General features: G+C 33.9%; 12 protein-coding genes. 10 read left to right on the top strand and 2 right to left on the bottom strand.

Translation table 11 applies throughout. The features are described 5' to 3' along the window. Nucleotides 1-127 precede the first annotated feature (127 nt). From RT250_RS07315 to bshA, 8 genes are all read left to right on the top strand, one after another. Nucleotides 128-1,258 carry an N-acetylmuramoyl-L-alanine amidase family protein gene (locus tag RT250_RS07315; RefSeq protein WP_313113513.1) on the top strand — a complete coding sequence of 377 codons (1,131 nt, stop codon included), beginning with the start codon at nucleotides 128-130 and terminating at the stop codon, nucleotides 1,256-1,258. A gap of 54 nt (nucleotides 1,259-1,312) precedes the next feature. Further along, nucleotides 1,313-2,260, top strand: a complete 948-nt coding sequence (locus RT250_RS07310; protein WP_313113511.1) for an MlaD family protein — start codon at nucleotides 1,313-1,315, stop codon at nucleotides 2,258-2,260. A gap of 2 nt (nucleotides 2,261-2,262) precedes the next feature. Further along, a complete protein-coding gene (locus RT250_RS07305) occupies nucleotides 2,263-3,567 on the top strand; it encodes a (Fe-S)-binding protein (protein WP_313113508.1) in 1,305 nt (434 codons plus the stop codon). Nucleotides 3,568-3,579: 12 nt separating this feature from the next. Beyond that, complete coding sequence (locus RT250_RS07300; protein WP_313113505.1) at nucleotides 3,580-4,014, top strand: LNS2 domain-containing protein; 435 nt, start codon at nucleotides 3,580-3,582, stop codon at nucleotides 4,012-4,014. A gap of 76 nt (nucleotides 4,015-4,090) precedes the next feature. Next, entirely contained in the window at nucleotides 4,091-4,882 is a 792-nt protein-coding gene (locus RT250_RS07295; RefSeq protein WP_313113504.1) for a (Fe-S)-binding protein, read from the top strand. Between the two features lie 115 nt (nucleotides 4,883-4,997). Next, nucleotides 4,998-5,483 carry an ABC transporter ATPase gene (locus RT250_RS07290; protein ID WP_313113503.1) on the top strand — a complete coding sequence of 162 codons (486 nt, stop codon included), beginning with the start codon at nucleotides 4,998-5,000 and terminating at the stop codon, nucleotides 5,481-5,483. 15 nt (nucleotides 5,484-5,498) lie between these two features. Beyond that, nucleotides 5,499-8,417, top strand: coding sequence for a serine hydrolase domain-containing protein (locus RT250_RS07285; RefSeq protein WP_313113501.1), 2,919 nt, complete (start codon nucleotides 5,499-5,501; stop codon nucleotides 8,415-8,417). A 53-nt stretch (nucleotides 8,418-8,470) separates the two neighbouring features. Continuing rightward, the gene (gene bshA, locus RT250_RS07280) at nucleotides 8,471-9,607 is read left to right on the top strand and encodes an N-acetyl-alpha-D-glucosaminyl L-malate synthase BshA (RefSeq protein ID WP_313113499.1); all 1,137 of its coding nucleotides are present in this window, start codon (nucleotides 8,471-8,473) and stop codon (nucleotides 9,605-9,607) included. A gap of 3 nt (nucleotides 9,608-9,610) precedes the next feature. Here bshA and RT250_RS07275 read toward each other — a convergent pair whose 3' ends face one another. After that, the gene (locus RT250_RS07275; RefSeq protein WP_313113497.1) at nucleotides 9,611-11,065 is read right to left on the bottom strand and encodes a membrane dipeptidase; all 1,455 of its coding nucleotides are present in this window, start codon (nucleotides 11,063-11,065) and stop codon (nucleotides 9,611-9,613) included. Nucleotides 11,066-11,194: 129 nt separating this feature from the next. Next, on the bottom strand, nucleotides 11,195-11,689 hold the full coding sequence (locus RT250_RS07270; protein WP_313113495.1) for a hypothetical protein: 495 nt from the start codon (nucleotides 11,687-11,689) through the stop codon (nucleotides 11,195-11,197). 130 nt (nucleotides 11,690-11,819) lie between these two features. Here RT250_RS07270 and RT250_RS07265 point away from each other — a divergent pair, with 130 nt between their 5' ends. Beyond that, entirely contained in the window at nucleotides 11,820-14,738 is a 2,919-nt protein-coding gene (locus RT250_RS07265) for an FAD-binding and (Fe-S)-binding domain-containing protein (RefSeq protein WP_313113491.1), read from the top strand. Between the two features lie 124 nt (nucleotides 14,739-14,862). Beyond that, nucleotides 14,863-15,930, top strand: a complete 1,068-nt coding sequence (aroC, locus tag RT250_RS07260) for a chorismate synthase (protein ID WP_313113489.1) — start codon at nucleotides 14,863-14,865, stop codon at nucleotides 15,928-15,930. Nucleotides 15,931-15,937: the final 7 nt, after the last annotated feature.

Here is a 15,937-nt window from a genome sequence, read left to right as displayed (position 1 = left end):
TTTAATATAATGATTCATAATATTATCGTTATAATGTAAACGATAAATTTTAATGTGAAATATTTGAAAATCTATTGTAAAACAGTCCGTTTTAGACATAATTAACAATAACAATCTTTATAAAAATATGATAACGAAACTAATTTCTTCTTTCGTATTAATAATTAGCTTTTCATTTTTCAATTTCACGGCCTTTGCTGCAGAAAACCCAATTAAACCATTTGTAGTTGTGCTTGATGCTGGGCACGGAGGGCATGACCACGGAAACAAAGGAAAACCGGGTAGTGGGTACAAAGAATCTGATATTTCCTTAAATATAGTATTAAAGGTAGGTTCTGAATTGGAAAAACTACCTAATGTACGCGTGATTTACACTCGCAAAACAGATGTTTTTGTAGAATTGCGTGAACGTGCTGCAATTGCCAACCGAGCAGATGCCGATCTTTTTGTATCGGTACATTGTAATGCACACCATTCTGATGCTTACGGAGCTGAAACTTTCGTTTTAGGGTTACATAAGAGTCAAGCCAACTTTGAGGTTGCCAAAAAAGAGAATGAAGTAATCTATCTTGAAGAAAACTATGAAGAGAAGTACGGAGGGTTCGACCCTAATGCACCTGAATCACTAATTGGAATGGTTTTAATGCAGGAGGAATATCTAGATCAAAGTATTCTTTTAGCTAGTTTGGTTCAAAATAACATCATTAACAATCTAAAGCGTAAAGATAGAAGTGTTAAGCAGGCTGGATTCTGGGTGCTACACAATACTTATATGCCTAGTGTGCTTATTGAAACTGGATTTTTAACCAATAAAGTTGAAGGAGCATATTTAAATTCAGCTAAGGGTCAAGCTGATATGGCTAGAGAAATTGGTAATGCCATAAAAAGTTATATCAACAGTCTCTCAATTTCTGATGATAAAATAAAACATCCCGAGGTCAAGGAGTTAGAAGTTGAAAAAGCCATTGAAACTACTAAAGAAGATATTTTTGAGGGAGTAACTTTTAAAGTGCAATTGGCGGCTACCAGTAAAAAAATAGACCCAAGACCTTATAATTTCAAAGGATTAAAAGATGTTGAACGTGATAAAGAAGGTGGGTTGTTCAAGTATTATTACGGTAATACTTCAGACTACAACAAGATTCAAGTAATAAAAACCTTTGCTCAGCAAAAAGGATTTCCATCTGCATACATAGTTGCTTTTAAAAAAGGTAAAAAGGTTAATGTTTCAGAAGTGTTAAAATCCAAAGCAAATTAGTGTGCTTTCTTTATATTTATCGCTTAAATTTGTTGCTAACAAAAAACATTACACTTGAAACTATCCAAAGAAGTAAAAACCGGAATTCTTGCCATAGGCGCCATATTGCTATTGATATTTGGATATAGCTTTTTAAAAGGTACTAACTTACTAGAAAAACATCGTGAGTTCTATGTGAAATACGATAACGTTGAAGGTCTTGCACAATCAGCTCCAGTTACCATTAATGGTCTTACAGTTGGTAAAGTTCAAAATATTACCTTCGCCAATTCCAAAGGTGGCTTAGTAGTGAAATTTACAGTTGAAAAAGACTTTGACTTTTCAAAGAATAGTATTGTTAGAATTTACAGCTCGGGATTAATAGGAGGTAAAAATCTAGGTATTTTTCCAAAGTATGATCAGTATGTAGCCAAAAGTGGTGACACTTTAAAAGGTGATGTAGAAGATGGAATGCTTACCGCGGTTACCAAAGCCTTAGGCCCATTAGAAAAAAAGGTTAACAATACGCTAGCCACCGTAGATACATTATTATTAAATGTGAACGCAATTGTTGACGAAAATACACGTAATAATTTACAAGAAGCAATTGTAAATCTTAACACAACCCTAAACTCTTTTGCCGGTGTTTCGGAAAAACTGAATAGAATACTTGGAAACAATACTGGGAAACTAGATAACACTTTTACCAATCTTGATAGAACTGCAAATAATCTTTCTCAACTTACCGACTCACTATCTCAACTAGAAACAGGTAGATTAGTGAGAGATTTGCAAGATATGGTTAATAGAATGGATAACATTGTTGCTGGAATTGACAATGGAGAAGGATCTGTAGGAAAATTATTAAACGACGATAAGTTATATGAGAATTTAGAAGGAGCTTCAAGACAACTTGAGCAACTTCTTCAAGATGTAAAATTAAATCCTAAACGATACGTACACATTTCTGTTTTCGGAAGAAAAAATAAAGAATACGAGCAACCAGACAACCCAGACAAATAATCATGCAATACATTCCAAACATTCTTTTTATCATTGCCCTAGTGGCGGGTATCGGTTATTTTACCCTTAACATTCGTAAAGTAATTCGCAATATTAAGTTAGGTCAGAAAGTAAACGCTTCTGATCATACAAGTGAAAGATGGGCAAATGTATTTCGCATCGCACTTGGGCAGTCTAAAATGACAGTTAGACCAATTTCTGGTTTCCTTCATATTATAGTTTATGTTGGATTTATAATTATCAATATTGAAGTTCTTGAAATTATTATCGATGGTATTTTTGGTACACATCGAATTTTCTCTTCTTTAGGTAGTTTTTACGGATATTTAATAGGCTCTTTTGAAATCTTGGCGCTTTTAGTTTTGGTTTCTGTTATAGTATTCTGGATAAGAAGAAATATTATTAAAATTCGAAGGTTTTGGAAATCTGAGATGAAAGGATGGCCCAAGAGTGATGGAAATATAATTCTTTACTTTGAAATGGTACTGATGATTTTATTTCTTGTAATGAATGCAACAGATGTTTCATTTCAAGAAATGAATAACGGAAATGTAGTTTCAAAATACATAGCTTCTATATTTAGTGGCACTCCAGAAGGAACGCTTCATATTATAGAGCGCACCGCATGGTGGTTACATATATTAGGGATTTTAGCTTTCTTAAATTACTTATACTTTTCTAAGCACCTTCATATAATGCTTGCTTTTCCTAATGTTTATTTCGGAAAAGTGGTACCTAAAGGTAAGTTTAAAAACCTTGAATCTGTTACCAATGAAGTGAAAATGATGATGGATCCAAATATTGATCCATTTGCAGCACCAGCTGAAGGCGCAACAGAGGCTCCATCAAAATTCGGAGCTAGTGATGTATTAGATTTAAATAGAATCCAACTTCTAAACGCCTATACATGTACCGAATGTGGTAGGTGTACAGATGAATGTCCTGCTAATAATACCGATAAAAAATTATCACCTCGTAAAATTATGATGGATACCCGTGACCGATTGGAGGAAGTTGGTAAAAACATAGATAAGAATGGTGAGTTTAAAGATGACGGTAAACAATTATTAGACGATTATATAACTCGTGAAGAATTATGGGCTTGTACAACTTGTAACGCCTGTGTTGAAGCTTGCCCAGTAAGTATCGACCCATTAAGCATCATTATGGACATGCGTCAATACCTAGTTATGGAGCAGTCGGCTGCACCTGCTGAATTGAATGTGGCAATGACAAACATCGAAAACAATGGAGCGCCTTGGCCATACAACCAAATGGATAGACTTAATTGGAAAAATGAGAAGTAAATATAATTTAGGATGAAGAAAGACGAAGTAGATAGAATGTTGAGTGAGAAGGTTGAAAAAGGTGAACACGTGAGCCCAATTCTACCAGAAGGTGTAAAAAACTACTTAATTGATATTGACGGAACCATTACAGATGATGTCCCCAATGAGGAACCTGAACGAATGGCCACCTGTAAACCTTTTCCTGACGCCTTAAATACCTTAAATAAATGGTATGATGAAGGTCATATAATTTGCTTTTTCACATCCCGTACAGAAGCACATCGTGAAATAACTGAAACTTGGCTTAAAAAACATGGTTTTAAATATCACAGTATGTTAATGGGAAAACCACGAGGTGGCAATTACCATTGGGTGGATAACCATTTAGTAAAAGCCACCCGTTACAAAGGAAAATTTACAGACTTAGTTGAAAAAGAAGTAACGATTGAAGTTTTTAAAGACTAAAAAAAGTTATAGGAATAATTAAATGCAATTGTATACGGCAATTGTTATTTAATAATTAACAGATAAGATTAATATAATGAGTGAACAAATAAAAGTGCCTACAATGGCGGAATATGCGGCTCAAGGAAAACAACCAGAAGTTCTTTTTTTCGTGGGTTGTGCTGGAAGCTTTGATGACCGTGCAAAGAAAATTACTAAAGCTTTTGTAAAACTACTTAACAAAGCCAATATAGACTTTGCTGTTTTAGGAACTGAAGAAGGCTGTAACGGTGACCCTGCGAAAAGAGCAGGAAACGAATTTTTGTTCCAAATGCAAGCTATGACCAATATTGAAGTTTTAAATGGTTATGGTGTAAAGAAAATCGTAACTACTTGTCCGCATTGCTTTAATACCTTAAAAAATGAATATCCAGAATTAGGTGGTAGTTACGTAGTAATGCACCATACTCAATTCTTAAAATCATTACTAAACGAAGGAAGATTAAAAGTAGAAGGCGGGAAGTTTAAAGGTAAAAAAATTACTTTCCATGATCCTTGTTATTTAGGACGTGCTAATAATGAGTACGAAGCGCCTAGGGAACTTCTAGAAAAATTGGAGTTGGAATTGGTAGAAATGAAACGAAATAAAAAACGAGGCATGTGTTGTGGTGCTGGGGGAGCTCAAATGTTTAAAGAACCTGAAGCTGGCGACAAAGATGTAAACGTTTTGCGAACAGAACAGGCTTTAGAAACTTCTTCTGAAATAATTGCTACTGGTTGTCCGTTCTGTATGGTAATGATGACCGATGGTGTAAAAGCCAAGAATGCTGAAAACAACGTACAGGTAATGGACGTTGCAGAAATGATTGCAAGTGCCGAAGACCTCTAAGTTTTCCGAATAAACAATCACGATCAAAAACAGTTGAATTACAACACTTATCATCTCCAAAAATACTTGGGAATGATTAGTTTGTAATTATATTAATCACTTTAATTTTCCAATAATGTTAACAGATTTTACCAATTTACCAGATGATTCCAGAGTTTGGATTTATCAGGCAAATAGAAAATTGAGCGACGACGAAGTTGCTGAAATAACGGAACTTACAAACGATTTCCTTACAAAATGGACTGCTCACGGTGCTGAGTTAGAAGCAGGACTTGAAATTAAATACAACCGATTTATTGTTTTAGGCCTTAACCAAGCCAATGCTTCCGCATCTGGATGTAGTATTGATGCTTCAGTTCATTTTATACAATCTCTAGAAAAAAAGTTTGATATAGATCTTCTTGATAAAATGAATGTTACATTCTACACTGGTGAGTATATTGCTCATAAACCGCTTACAGATTTTAGAAAAATGGCTAAAGATAAATCTGTTTCAAAAAACACTGTAGTTTTTAATAATCTTGTAAATACTAAAGCAGAATACCTTGAGAATTGGGAAGTTCCCGCATCCGAAAGTTGGCATGCTCGATTTTTATCTTAAACCTTTTTTGTAGCTATGAATAAGTTTTTTCTTACCTGCATTTTTTTATGCTTTTGTTTACCGGCAATAGCACAAGAAATCAATCCATTAATTGTTAAAAATGATTTTCAAAATCAAAAAAAATGGGTTGATAGCATCTATGATAATATGTCCTTAGAAGAAAAAATAGGTCAGCTTTTTATGGCTGATATATTTTCTAGCGACCCAAAATCAAAAACAGATAAGATAAAAAACCTCATAACTGAGTATCATCTAGGTGGCGTGATTTTCTCTAAAGGAGGACCAATGCGTCAAGCAAAGTTGAATAATGAATTTCAAGCCCTTGCCAAAGTACCACTTATGATTGGTATGGATGCAGAGTGGGGGCTATCAATGCGTTTAGATTCTACCTATGCATTTCCATGGAATATGACATTAGGCGCGATTACAAATAATAAAATTGTTGAAAAAGTTGGGAAACGTATCGGCGAACATTCTAAACGACTAGGAGTACATATAAATTTTGCTCCCGTTGTTGATATTAATACAAACCCTGAAAACCCAATAATTGGTAATCGTTCATTTGGTGAAGACCGCGACAATGTTACCGATAAAGCTCTTGCCTTTATGAAAGGAATGCAGAGTGCAGGTGTTATGGGAAGTGCAAAGCATTTTCCAGGTCACGGCGATACCGATATGGATAGCCATAAGACTCTGCCTACTATTGACTTCTCCAGGGAAAGATTAGACACTTTAGAGTTATACCCTTATAGAAAATTAATTAATGAAGGCCTAAATAGTGTAATGATCGCACACTTAAATGTACCTTCATTAGAACCACAAATGAATTATCCATCATCGCTTTCTACAAAACTAGTTACCGATCTTCTAAAGCAAGAAATGGGTTTCAATGGTCTTATTTTTACAGATGCCTTGAATATGAAAGGTGCTTCAAACTTTAAGAAGCCCGGTGAAATTGAATTAGCAGCATTCTTAGCTGGAAATGATATTCTTCTTATTTCTGAAGATATCCCAAAGGCAGTAAGTTTTCTAATAAATTCTTATAATGATGAAACCATAACCGAAAAGCGTTTAGCTTATTCAGTTAAGAAAATTCTTTATGCCAAATATAAAGTTGGATTAAATAACTATAAACCGGTAAGAACAGCATATTTATTAGAAGATTTAAATTCTATAAACGATGATGTTCTTTATGAAGAAGCAATGAGTAATGCACTCACAGTAATAAAAAATGATCGCGCTATTCTTCCTATTAAAGATTTGCAAAAGAAGAAAATAGCCTATGTAAACTTTGGTGATGATTCAGGGGAAGATTTTTTGAATGAACTCAAAAAATATGGAAACGTACACTGGGTAAAAGCTAATAGTTTAGATGAATATATTCAGAAGCTTAAAGATTATAACTATGTTATAATTGGTTTCCATAAGAGCAATGAAAACCCTTGGAAGAGCTATAAGTTTTCCCAAAAGGAATTAGTATGGATGTATGAAATTGCACGTACAAACACAGTAATTCTCGATGTATTTGCTCGACCATACGCTATGCTAGATGTTAAAACTACAGCTAATTTTGAAGGGGTGATTATATCTTATCAAAATAGTAAGATATCTCAGCAATTGTCTGCTCAATTAATTTTTGGAGCTATAGATGGGAAAGGTAAACTTCCAGTATCATTAGGAGAAGATTTTCCATTAAACACCTTTATGCAAACTAAATCATTGCGAAGATTACGATATGGAACTCCTGAAAGTGTGGGTGTAAATAGCTATAAACTTAAAAAAATTGATTCGCTTGCCAATGTCGGACTTAAGCAAGGGATGTATCCTGGAGCTCAAATATTGGTAGCGCGCAAGGGTAAAGTAATTTATCAAAAAAGTTTTGGTTATCACGATTACGACAAAAAAATTGAAGTAAAAGACACTGATATTTACGACTTAGCCTCTCTTACTAAAATTTTAGCTACACTACCGATTGTAATGGAATTGGTTGACAGAAAGGAGCTTACGTTAAACACTAAGCTTTCTGAAATGCTTCCAGAATACAAAAAATCTAACAAATCAAACGTTACCTTAAAGCAAATGCTTTCACATTATGCCCGTTTGAAGTCTTGGATTCCTTTTTATAGAAACACGCTAAATGATGATAAAACAGGTGTATCGTCAAAATATTACGCTAGCAGGCCGGATAAAGACTACAATGTGGAAGTTGCAGATAATCTATACCTAAGACGTGATTACATTGACACCATTTACAAAACTATTCGTGAAAGTGATTTAAACGTAAGTAAATCATATAAATACAGTGATTTACCATATTATATTCTAAAGGAATATTTAGAGAGAAAATATAACAAGCCACTTGAAAATATTGTACAGGAAAACCTTTACGAGTCGTTAGGCGCTAATTATACCCTATTCCAACCCCTAGAAAAATTTTCTAAGAATGAAATTCCTCCAACAGAGCAAGACAATATTTTTAGAAAGCAAAAAGTTCAAGGCTATGTACACGATCAAGGTGCTGCGATGCTTGGAGGAGTAGGAGGTCACGCCGGATTATTTTCAAATAGTAATGATGTGGCTAAAATTATGCAAATGTTTTTATGGAAAGGATTTTATGGCGGAACTAGATTTTATAATCCCGATGTTTTAGATAAATTCAATACCTGTTATTATTGTGAAAATAATGTAAGAAGAGGGGTTGGATTTGACAAGCCTCAGTTAGGAACTGTAGGGCCAACGTGTGGATGCGTGTCTATGACGAGTTTTGGTCACAGCGGATTTACTGGAACTTTCGCTTGGGCAGATCCAGAACAAGAAATAGTATATGTGTTCTTATCAAACAGAACCTTTCCAGATTCAGAAAACAGAAAACTAATTAGAAGTGACTTAAGAAGTTTAATTCAAGAAGCAATTTACGACGCTATTGATTATTAAAAATAAATTTTAGTAGTTCTATTATGTCTAATTTAATATTAAAATAGAAAATTATGAAAATAGCAATAGTATGTTATCCTACTTTTGGAGGAAGTGGTGTTGTAGCTACAGAATTAGGTTTAGCTCTTGCAGAACGCGGCCACGAAATACATTTTATAACTTACAAACAACCTGTAAGATTAGAGTTGCTATCAAAAAACATACATTTTCACGAAGTTTCTGTTCCTGAGTATCCTTTATTTCATTTTCAACCCTATGAACTTGCACTTTCAAGCAAATTAGTAGATATGGTGAAGCTTCATAAAATTGAAGTTTTACACGTACATTATGCCATTCCACACGCTTACGCGGGATATATGGCCAAGAAAATGTTAGCCGAGGAGAATATTCATATTCCAATGGTAACAACGCTACATGGCACCGATATTACTTTGGTAGGGAGCCACCCTTTTTATAAGCCAGCTGTTACTTTTAGTATTAATAATAGCGATGTTGTTACATCTGTTTCTCAAAGTTTAAAGGAGGATACACTTCATCTTTTTGACATTAAAAACGAGATTCACGTTGTTCCTAATTTTATAGATATTCCTAAAAAAATTAATACATATACCGATTGCCAACGTGAACTTATGGCGCTTCCAGAAGAACGTATAATTTCACATATTAGTAATCTTCGCAAAGTAAAACGCGTAACCGACGTAATTGAAATATTTGATAGAATTCAGAAAAAAATTCCTTCAAAATTAATAATGGTTGGTGAAGGTCCCGAACGTGAATCCTGCGAACAATTATGTGTAGAAAAGGGCATAGAAGAAAAAGTACTATTTGTAGGAAATAGTAATGAAGTGGATAAAATATTGTGCTTTACAGATTTATTTCTACTTCCTTCGGAAAAAGAAAGCTTCGGACTTGCGGCTTTAGAAGCTATGGCTTGTGGAGTTCCTGTTGTATCTAGTAATACTGGAGGTTTGCCTGAAGTTAATATTGATGGAGTAAGCGGATTTTTAAGTGAAGTTGGTAATGTTGCTGAAATGGCGGAGAATGCTTTAAAAATTTTATCATCGGATGAAAATTTAAATAATTTCAAGAAACAAGCTGTTGAAGCAGCAATGGTATTCGATACAGAAAAAATTGTCCCTTTGTACGAAACTTTATATAAAGAAGCTATCTTTCAAAAACAAAACAAATAAGTTTTAGTAGTTTCTTTTTATAAAAAGTATTGCATTTTCATTCATCACGCGTGCAACAATGGATTCTGCGGAAATTCTGTTAAACTCATTCAAGTTGTTTAAATTATTTGAAAGATAATCTTTAGCGTGATTAAGCATTTCTTCAGCTAAATCCTTCATATTTTCTGCAGTCCAAAGACCATTTATTGGGTTTACAATTCCATCAAAATCGCTACCGATACTTTGTATTCCCCAACAAAATAGATTTTGCTCATCAAGTACTTCTGCTATATGCACAACTTGTCTCCAAACTAATAGCGATTTTTTCTTGAGTTGTTTTCTCTTATTGGGAATATAGATTTTACTATTGTTTATTTCCTTTTTACTTCCAATACGACGTTCATCTAATTGAATTCCGAATATCCCGTTGCTTTTGGCAATGCGTATTAGTTCGCTATCGTAAAAATTAATATCTATATCTGCAAACCATTCTCGATGATTTTTTATACCTACTTTATCCCATTGTACAATTGAATGCTTCCCATTACAAGCGGCGTGACTCGCAATTATAGGTATACTCTCATTGGCGTATTTTGCGTCTAATAAATTATAATAAGCTTTTCTAGAAGCTGTACTCATGTGTTTTATATCTATAGGTATTCTCTTTCCTTTTGAGTTATCGAGTAATAGTTTAATTACCTCATAACCTAATTCTGTTATTCCAGAGTTTAATCCTCTATTTTGGTTTTTTTTTAATAGAGAAATAGAAATACTGCGCGCGTGACCGCATAGTTCGTTATAAAAATGATGAGCAAATGTTAAAAACAATGGTCGGTGCTTCCAATTTTTTACAGCCAAAACTTTTCTTAGAACTTCATTTTTGTTGGCTGTATTTTTACTCATAACTAGCCCTGTGTTGAAGCTATGTCCTCCTTCAATAGAAAGTATGATATTAATAATTTTCTTAGATTCAGTTTCCTGCGTTAAGTTGGCTTCTATGTCTTGGAAACTTGCAACAATGCGATAAGTATAGATTTTTCCGTCTATTTTTTGAATCTGATTATGAAGTTGTAAATAATAATTATACTCATCAACTAAATCTTCAAAATAGTTTTCATTACTACGAATATTATCCATGCGCGATTGACTAATACTTGCTACAAGGTTTACTAAAACATCTGTAACCCCTTTAATTCCTAACACTTCTTTTCCAAAAAAATGTTTCTCAAAAGGGTAGAGCGCAACTACAACAATTTTAGTTTTAGCTTTGGCAAGGGCAGTAAGGTCTGTTTGAGTGAATTTAGTCAACGTAACCAAACGATTGACTAATTTCTCCAAAAAATTAGGAGGACTATAGTGCCATATAGAGTTTTTGCGATTTGGGTCTAGCGCATTTTGCTTTGTGGGATTATATTTAAAACTTTTACTATATGGCTTTAGAGAAGGATGACAATGTAAATCTATATAACTTGTATCCATAATGCTCATTTTGTACAAGTTATAAAAAAAAGTAAAGACCTATGAAACTAAAGAATAAAAACTTATTTATTCCATAAAAATAAAAATGCCCCGATAAGTGGGGCATTTTATATAAATATTTTACAATTCTTAGAATTGATAACGAGCACTAATACCTACGTCGAAGCTCACGTCATCTCTATATCCTAAGTTAATTTGAGGGCGGAAATCGAAAGAAACTAGCAATGGAAAGTCAAAGCTATATTCTATACCAACATCTCCTGTTAAAAATGCAAAGGCTTCAGAATCATCGTATCTATGATCGTAGTCCCAATGTTTTTTATCATAATTTACAACACCAGCACCTAACCCTGGCCCTGCATACCAATTAAAACCTCCATCAATATTCCATACCCACTGATAAATTCCTGTAAGTTTTACAGCGTCCCAATACCTCTTACTGTGAATTGCCAAACCTAACTCTAGTCTGTTGTTTTCGCCAAGAGCTCTTTGGTAGTTTACTTCAGGACCAAAACCGTCACTTTCACTTAAACGAATACCAATAGCATTTTTTGCTATTTCTTGAGCATTGGCTTGCAAACCTAATACAAACACTGTGAATACTATTAAAATTGTTTTTTTCATAATTTGCTTTTTAGTTTTAAACATCACAAAAATAGATGTATTTCAAGATAGTTTTAGTTAACAGTGTGCCAATCTACATCTCAAATTTTACAAACTTTTGTTAAGGAATTTTCTACATTTACATTACTATATGAAGAAGCAACTCCAAGATTTTAAAAAGATTTTCAATGGTGAATTTAACATTGATTCACTACATACAATACTATATGCAACGGATGCCTCTGTTTATAGAAAAATCCCTTTGGCAGTAGCCTATCCTACTAATGAACGCGGCATTAAGCAATTAGTAAACTTTGCTAGTAATAACAATATTTCACTAATCCCTCGAACAGCAGGAACTTCACTTGCCGGGCAATGTGTAGGGGAAGGTATTGTTGTAGATGTATCAAAACATTTTACAAAGATAATTTCAGTAAATACTGAAATGAAAACCGTTACCCTTCAACCGGGAGTTATTAGGGATGAATTGAACCAATATTTAAAACCATACGGACTTTTTTTCGGTCCAAATACATCAACCAGCAATCGTTGTATGATAGGTGGGATGGTAGGGAACAATAGTAGTGGCACAACTTCAATTCAATACGGTACAACTCGTGATAAGGTTTTAAAATTAAAGACTATTCTATCCGATGGTAGTGAAGCAATATTTGAACCGTTAACAAGAGAAGAATTTCTGGTTAAAACAAATTTAAACACCCTAGAAGGTGAGATTTATAAAAAGCTTTTTAAAGTATTATCTCCTAAAGAAGTTCAAAAAGAAATTAGAAAAGAATTTCCAAAACCCGAAATTCATCGTAGAAATACAGGCTACGCTCTAGATAGTTTAATAAATACATCTGTTTTTGGCGACTTTCAAGATGATATTAACATCTGTAATCTACTTTGTGGCAGTGAGGGTACATTAGCATTTACAACTGAAATTACACTTCAGCTAGACCCATTACCTCCATTTCATACAGCAATGATAGCTACACACTATCAATCCCTCGATTCGTGTTTAAACGATGTTGTTGTAGCCATGCAGCATAATTTGCATACTTGTGAAATGATGGACGATGTTATTTTGAGTTGCACTACTAATAATAAAACTTATGAGCCTTATCGCTTTTTCGTAAAAGATAATCCCAAGGCTATTTTGTTATTAGAATTAAAGAGTAATTCAAAAGAAGATCTTCAAAATCAAGTAAACTCCTTGTTGGCTTCCTTAGAAAATTCAAGGTATAGTTATCATAATCCAGTTTTAAGAGGTGATGAAATAACTATGGCGTTAGAACTCCGTAAAGCCGGGTTAGGGCTTTTAGGGAATATGGTCGGCGATAGAAAAGCAGTTGCATGTATTGAGGATACTGCAGTAGCTTTGGAAGATTTGCCTGCATATATAAAAGAGTTTTCAGCTTTAATGAAAAAGTATAATCAAGAAGCTGTTTATTATGCTCACGCTGGAGCAGGAGAATTGCATTTACGACCTATATTAAATTTAAAGAAAGCTGAAGGTGTTCAGTATTTCAGAAAAATCACTACCGATGTTGCATTGCTTTGTAAGAAATACAAGGGATCGTTTTCGGGAGAACATGGCGATGGAATAGTGCGGGCAGAGTTTATTCCAATAATGATTGGGCAGAAGAATTACAAGCTATTAAAAAAAGTAAAAAAAGCATTTGATCCACAAAACACCTTTAATCCTGGTAAAATTGTAGAGGCTCTTAAAATGGATGAATCCCTTCGTTATAAAGTGAATAGAGTAGAACCTAAAATCGAAACTTTCATGGATTTTGGTGATTCTGAGGGAATCCTCCGATTATCCGAAAAATGCAATGGCAGTGGGGACTGCCGAAAAAGCGCTGAAGCTTCTGGAGCAATGTGTCCTAGTTACCATGCAACAAAAAATGAAAAAGATACAACTCGAGCTAGAGCTAATGCTTTAAGAGAAGTGCTAACTAACAATAATGCTGTAAATAAATTCAATTCTGAAGACTTGAAAAAAGTCTTTGATTTATGTTTAAGTTGTAAAGCTTGTACCAGTGAATGTCCTAGTAATGTAGATATAAGTACTGCAAAAGCAGAATTTTTATATCAATATAACAAAGAAAATGGAGTTTCATTTTCTAACAAACTCTTTGGAAAAAGCACTTATATAAACAGATTAGCCGCTAAATTACCAAAAATGTCAAATTGGATGTTTTCAAATAATTTAACCTCCAGTTTTATTAAAATAATTGGAGGAGTTCATCCTAAAAGAAGCCTACCATTAGTTTCAACTAAAAGTTTAAATATATTACTTAAAAATCTTATATATCAGGCAAACAATGAAAATTTAGTTAACGGAGAAGTATATTTATTTGTAGATGAATTCAGCAATTATTTGGATACAGACATCGCTGTAGATTCGTATGTACTTCTAACGCGTTTAGGTTATAAAGTTAACATTATTGATACCTTGGATAGCGGCAGAGCCTTACTTTCTAAAGGCTTTTTAGAGGAGGCAAAAAAAGAGATTGACAAGAATATAAATAAGCTAAAGGAAAAAATATCTGCAACTACTCCTTTAATAGGGATTGAGCCCTCTGCAATTCTTTCTTTTCGCGATGAGTACCTCCGATTAGCAACTGATAAAGCTTCAGCTACAAATATTTCAAAACACAGTTATTTAATAGAGGAATTCTTAGCTGTTGAGTTTGAAAATGGTAATATATCATCTAATATGTTTACTTCTAAAGAAAAATATATTAAAATTCACTCACATTGCCATCAAAAATCTCTTAGTAACCAAAAAGTAACTTTCGATATATTAAACATTCCTAAAAACTTCAAACCAACTATAATTACTTCAGGTTGTTGTGGGATGGCTGGGAGTTTTGGTTATGAAAAAGAACATTACGATGTGAGTATGCAAATTGGAGAGCTAAAACTTTTTCCAGCTGTTAGAAAAACTTCCGAAGACACTATTATTTCGGCAAATGGGACGAGTTGCAGGCACCAGATTTTTGATGGGACAGGTCGTGAAGCTTTGCATCCAGTTACAATACTTAAAAATGCTTTAAAGTAAATTCACCCAAAATAAGTTTTAAATATACCTGTAATTCAAGTTTTTAAATGATAAATCTTGAATTTTGAAATTTGAATCCTTGAATTATTAAATTCGAAAGTTTACATTTGTTCAAAACCAATCTATGGCGGGCAATTCTTTTGGAAAAATCTTTAAAATCACCACTTTTGGCGAATCTCATGGAGAGGCTATTGGTGGGGTGATAGATGGTTGTCCTGCAGGGATTTCCATAGATTTCGAGGCAATTAATGCTGAAATGCAGCGGCGTAAACCTGGGCAATCTGCCATTGTCACCCAACGAAAAGAAGAAGATGAAGTTAAATTTCTTTCCGGAATTTTTGAAGGAAAAACTACAGGAACTCCCATTGGATTCATAATTGAAAACACCAATCAAAAGAGTAAGGATTACAGCCATATAAAAGATGTGTATAGACCTTCCCACGCCGATTATACTTATGATAAAAAATACGGAATACGTGACTATCGTGGTGGGGGACGCTCGTCTGCACGTGAAACTGCATGTAGAGTTGTAGCGGGAGCGATTGCAAAACAATTAATTAAAGAAATTAAAATTAACGCTTTTGTATCTTCGGTTGGTGATATTTTTATAGATAAACCATATCAAGCGCTCGATTTTACAAAAACTGAAAGTAACCTAGTTCGTTGCCCTGATGCAGAAAGCGCTCAAAAAATGGAAGAGCTTATCAGAGAAACTAGAAAAAATGGTGATACTGTTGGCGGAACAATTACTTGTGTATTAGAAAACGTACCAGCAGGATTGGGAGAACCTGTCTTTGATAAACTTCACGCAGAATTGGGAAAAGCAATGCTATCAATTAACGCTGTAAAAGGATTTGAATACGGCAGTGGGTTTTGCGGTGCAAAGATGAAAGGGAGTGAACATAATGACCTTTTTAATTCCGATGGAACTACAAAATCTAATTTAAGTGGCGGAATTCAAGGTGGAATAAGCAATGGTATGGAAATCTATTTTAGAGTAGCATTTAAACCAGTAGCTACAATTATGCAAAAACAAGAAACTATAGATAGCAAAGGGAACACGGTAATTGCTGAAGGAAAAGGTCGACACGATCCTTGTGTAGTACCTCGTGCTGTTCCTATAGTTGAGGCAATGGCAGCTTTAGTTATTGCGGATTTTTGGTTGTTGAATAAAATTTCAAAAATAAATTAGAACTTCA

The organism is Aequorivita sediminis (assembly GCF_032080575.2).
In the GTDB taxonomy this organism is placed as follows: domain Bacteria; phylum Bacteroidota; class Bacteroidia; order Flavobacteriales; family Flavobacteriaceae; genus Aequorivita; species Aequorivita sediminis.
Note: the sequence above shows the minus strand (reverse complement) of the source record. Positions and strands in the feature narration are given on the sequence as shown.